This window comes from Streptomyces azureus (assembly GCF_001270025.1).
In the GTDB taxonomy this organism is placed as follows: domain Bacteria; phylum Actinomycetota; class Actinomycetes; order Streptomycetales; family Streptomycetaceae; genus Streptomyces; species Streptomyces azureus.
The window spans coordinates 1-3,992 of the sequence record NZ_DF968369.1 but is presented as its reverse complement, the minus strand read 5'-3'; the positions used below and the strand labels follow the sequence as shown (position 1 = coordinate 3,992).

The following is a 3,992-nucleotide window of genomic DNA, read 5'->3' as shown; positions in this document are numbered from 1 at the left end:
AGCACGTTCCCCCCCCCGCCTTCGAGAAACGAGTACCACCCCATGACCGCCGCCCCGCCCGGTCCCGCCTTCTCCGTCCGCGACATACCGTTCAGCACCCACGGATCCTGGTTCGGCATCAGCCCCGTGGTCGCCGAGAAGACCGTCGCCGAGGACCTCCACCTCGTCTCCCATCAGAACGGCATGCACCCCGTCCTGCGGTTCACGCCCCTCCACCGAGTCGGCGGCACCCGCGCGCCCACCACCGTGGCCGCCACACCCGGCGTGCTCAGCTGGCACCTGGACGGCGGGGGACACGTCGACGCTGTCTACGAGTCACCCGACACCCTGCGCCTGCGCGGCACGGGTGCCGCGCTGCGCGTCGCCGCGGCGGCCGACACCCTCACACCGTTCAGCGGCATCTACTTCTACACCGATCCCGTCGACGACTCGTACGTCTTCACCTCCTACGAGACCGGGCGCCGCTACCGCCTCACCGTGATGTCCGGCACGGCGGAGGGCTTCGGCGACCAGCGCCTGGGCGTCGGCGACCGCGGGGTGAACCTCGGCGGTGAGGCGTGGGAGGCGGCCGTCGAGGAACTCGACAACGCACGGGCCCCCTACCGCCCTTCGCTCTCCTTCGACCGGGTCACGAAGTCGGCGTGCCGGGCGTTCACCGACTTCGCCGACGCCGTCGCCCCGTGGCGGTCGCCGGCGACCCCGGCCGCCGAACTCGCCGTCTACGTGCTGTGGTCGGCGACCGTACGGCCCGCCGGATACCTGGGCCGTCCGGCGGTGCTGATGTCCAAGCACTGGATGGACAAGGTATGGAGCTGGGACCACTGCTTCAACGCCCTCGCCCTGGCTCCCGGCGCACCGGAGCTGGCGTGGGACCAGTGGTCGGTCATGTTCGACCACCTGGACACCATGGGCGCCCTGCCGGACTCCGTCACCCACTCCGAGGTGCTCTACAACTTCGTCAAGCCGCCCATCCACGGCTGGGCCCTGGGCCGGCTGCGCCGACGGCTTCCCCGGCCCCTCGGCCGCGCCGAACTGACCGAAGCCTACGACCGGTTGGCATGCTGGACGAGGTTCTGGCTGGAGCGGCGGCGCGCTCCCGGCGCGGTCCTGGCCCACTACCAGCACGGCAACGACAGCGGCTGGGACAACGCCACCACCTTCGATCCGGAGCGGGTGGTCGTCACCGCCGACCTGGCCGCGTTCCTGGTGCTGCAACTGAGGGAGCTCGCGGAGCTGGCCACTGACCTCGACCGCCCCGACGACGCCCGCATCTGGCTGCGCGCCGCCGACGGCATACGGTCGGCCCTGTTCACGGAGCTGTGGACCGGCGACCACTTCACGACCCGCTCGGCCGTCTCCGGCCACGCCTGGACGACCGCAAGCCTCCTCGACCTCATGCCCATCACCCTCGGCGAGCACCTCCCCGACCGGGTGAGCGCGACCCTGGCGAAGCGGATCGAGGCCCACCTGACCCCGTACGGCCTGGCGACCGAACTGCCCACCTCCCCGCACTACCGGTCCGACGGCTACTGGCGCGGCCCCATCTGGGCGCCGGCCACCGTCCTCATCGAGGACGGTCTGCGCCGCAGCGGCCACGACCGCCTCGCGGACGACATCAGTTCCCGGTTCCGCGCCCTGTGCGAGGCCTCCGGCTTCGCGGAGAACTTCGACGCGCTGACCGGCGAGGGCCTGCGCGACCGCGCCTACACGTGGACCGCCGGCAGCTACCTCCTGCTCGCGGAGGCCCATGCCCGCACGAGCGCCCACGGCCACTGACGACCCATTCCCTCCGTCACGACAGCCCCCACCCGCAAACCACCCGGGCGCCTCCCCGCCCGGGCCGATCCCGACACCTCGGAGCCGCACCATGCACACCCCGAGCCTGTTCTCCGGAACAGCGACCGGCAACGCGTCCGGTCCCGCCCACCCCGCCGCCCGCAGGCGCCGCGGCCTGTCCACGGTCGCCGTCCTGCTGGCCTCCCTCGCCGGTACGTTCCTCCCCGCCGCCGGCGCACACGCCGTCGACACCAGCGTCACCGTCGACTTCTCCACCGCCGGCGGCGCCCCCGCCTACCGGGCTTCTGGAATGATCTACGGCATGACGCCGGGCGGCTCGCTGCCGCAGGACCACTTCTTCAAGGACATCAAGTGGCACTTCATGCGGGCCGGCGGCGCCCAGCTCAACAACGGCGGCTACGCCACCAGCCTCGCCGACTACCAGACCCGCTGGAACTCCACCCTCGCCCAGTACAAGCGCACCGTCGCCCTCGGCGGCACCTTCGTCCTGCTGCCCCACGACCTGTGGGGCGCCGACAGCACCACCACGCAGGGCTGGCCCGGTGACAACGGCGACTGGACCCAGTTCGACAACTTCGTCACGCAGCTCATCAACGACGTCAAAGCCAACAACATGAACGTCCAGTGGGACCTGTGGAACGAGCCCGACGGCAGCGGCTTCTGGGCGCCGTCACAGGCCCAGTACCTGGAGATGTGGTCGCGCTTCTACGCTCGGGTCAGGGCGGCGTTCCCGAACCAGCTCATCGTCGGCCCCAGCATGGCCCACCAGCCGAACTCCTCCGACACCTGGTGGACCACCTACCTCAATTACGTCAAGGCCCACAACGTCGCCCCCGACATCTACAGCTGGCACGACGAGCCCGGAGACCCGGCCGTCGACGTCGGCCGAGCGAACTCCACCCTCGCCGCCGCCGGTCTGACCAACACCCGCCCGTACCAGATCAACGAGTACGCCACCCTGTCCATGCAGTCACCGGGCGGCGGCGCCTGGTTCATCGGCCGCCTGGAGCGGGCCGGCGCCGACGGCCTGCGCGGCAACTGGGCCTCGGGCACCAACCTGCACGACGACGAGGCCAACCTCCTCACCAAGAACAGCGCCGGCCAGTACCTGCCACTCGGCGAGTGGTTCATGTACCGCTACTACGGCTCCCAGACCGGCAACATCGTCAAGCTCACCGCCGGCAGCGGCATCGACGGCCTGGCCACGAAGGACAACACCGCCAAGAACACCAAGCTGTTGCTCGGCAGCAACGGCAACACCGGCAACGTCACCGTCAACCTCACCGGCCTCAACACCACGTCGGTGATGGAGAACAACCGGGTGCGAGCCGTGGTCCAGCGCGTCCCGTACAACAACGGAGCCGCGGTGACCGGACCGCAGACCGTGTCCGACACCACCCTCACGGTCAGCAACAACGCCGCGTCGCTCACCATCCCCTGGACGAGCGCCAAGGACGGCTACACCGTCACCCTGCTCCCGCCGTCCAACATTACCGTCTCCACGGTCGCCGTCAGCGAGAACAGCGGCCAGTGCCTGGACGACACCCATCTCAGCACCGCCGACGGAACGCAGTACCAGCAGTACTCCTGCGAGGGCGGCTACCAGCAGATGCTCGACCTCAAGCCGGTGGTCGGCCGCAGCAACACCTACACCGTCGTCAACGAGCTGAGCGGCAAGTGTCTGGACGTCCAGAACGCGTCCACGGCCGACGGCGCGCCCGTCATCCAGTACACCTGCAACGGCAGCACGAACCAGATGTTCACCCTCAACCCCGTCACCGCCCTCGGCAACAGCCAGGACTACCAACTCGTCGCCGTCCACAGCGGCAAGTGCGTCGACGTCTCCGACGTATCCACCACACCCGGGGCCCTGATCCACCAGTGGACCTGCGACCCCGCCGGCACCCTCAGTACCAAGACCAACCAGGTCTGGCGCCTCCAGGGCAAAGTCTGACCCACCCAGGCGGCCCCCGCTGCACACGACAGTGCGGCGGGGGCCGCCTGCCCGCAGTCCTGGCCGCTTGTGCGCGCCGTTTGGAGGACCCGTTCAAGGGTTCAAGGGCCGGATCCATCCGGCCCAATATCCACGGTTCCTGAATTCAGGACCTCGAACGGCACCGAGGGCGCACACCCGGAGGTGTCATAGCCCGCGTCATGCAACGCATTCTCGCGCTGACCGCCGCGATCTGGCACAA

Annotated in this window: 2 protein-coding genes and 1 pseudogene; all 3 read left to right on the top strand. The window is 69.7% G+C overall.

The window, feature by feature from the left end:
• The first annotated feature begins 42 nt into the window (after window positions 1-42).
• Window positions 43-1,776, top strand: a complete 1,734-nt coding sequence (locus AOQ53_RS30220; RefSeq protein WP_059422084.1) for an amylo-alpha-1,6-glucosidase — start codon at window positions 43-45, stop codon at window positions 1,774-1,776.
• A gap of 91 nt (window positions 1,777-1,867) precedes the next feature.
• Entirely contained in the window at window positions 1,868-3,751 is a 1,884-nt protein-coding gene (locus tag AOQ53_RS30215; protein WP_078945575.1) for an RICIN domain-containing protein, read from the top strand.
• A 149-nt stretch (window positions 3,752-3,900) separates the two neighbouring features.
• Window positions 3,901-3,992, top strand: a pseudogene (locus AOQ53_RS46720) (IS982 family transposase); the annotation flags it as partial.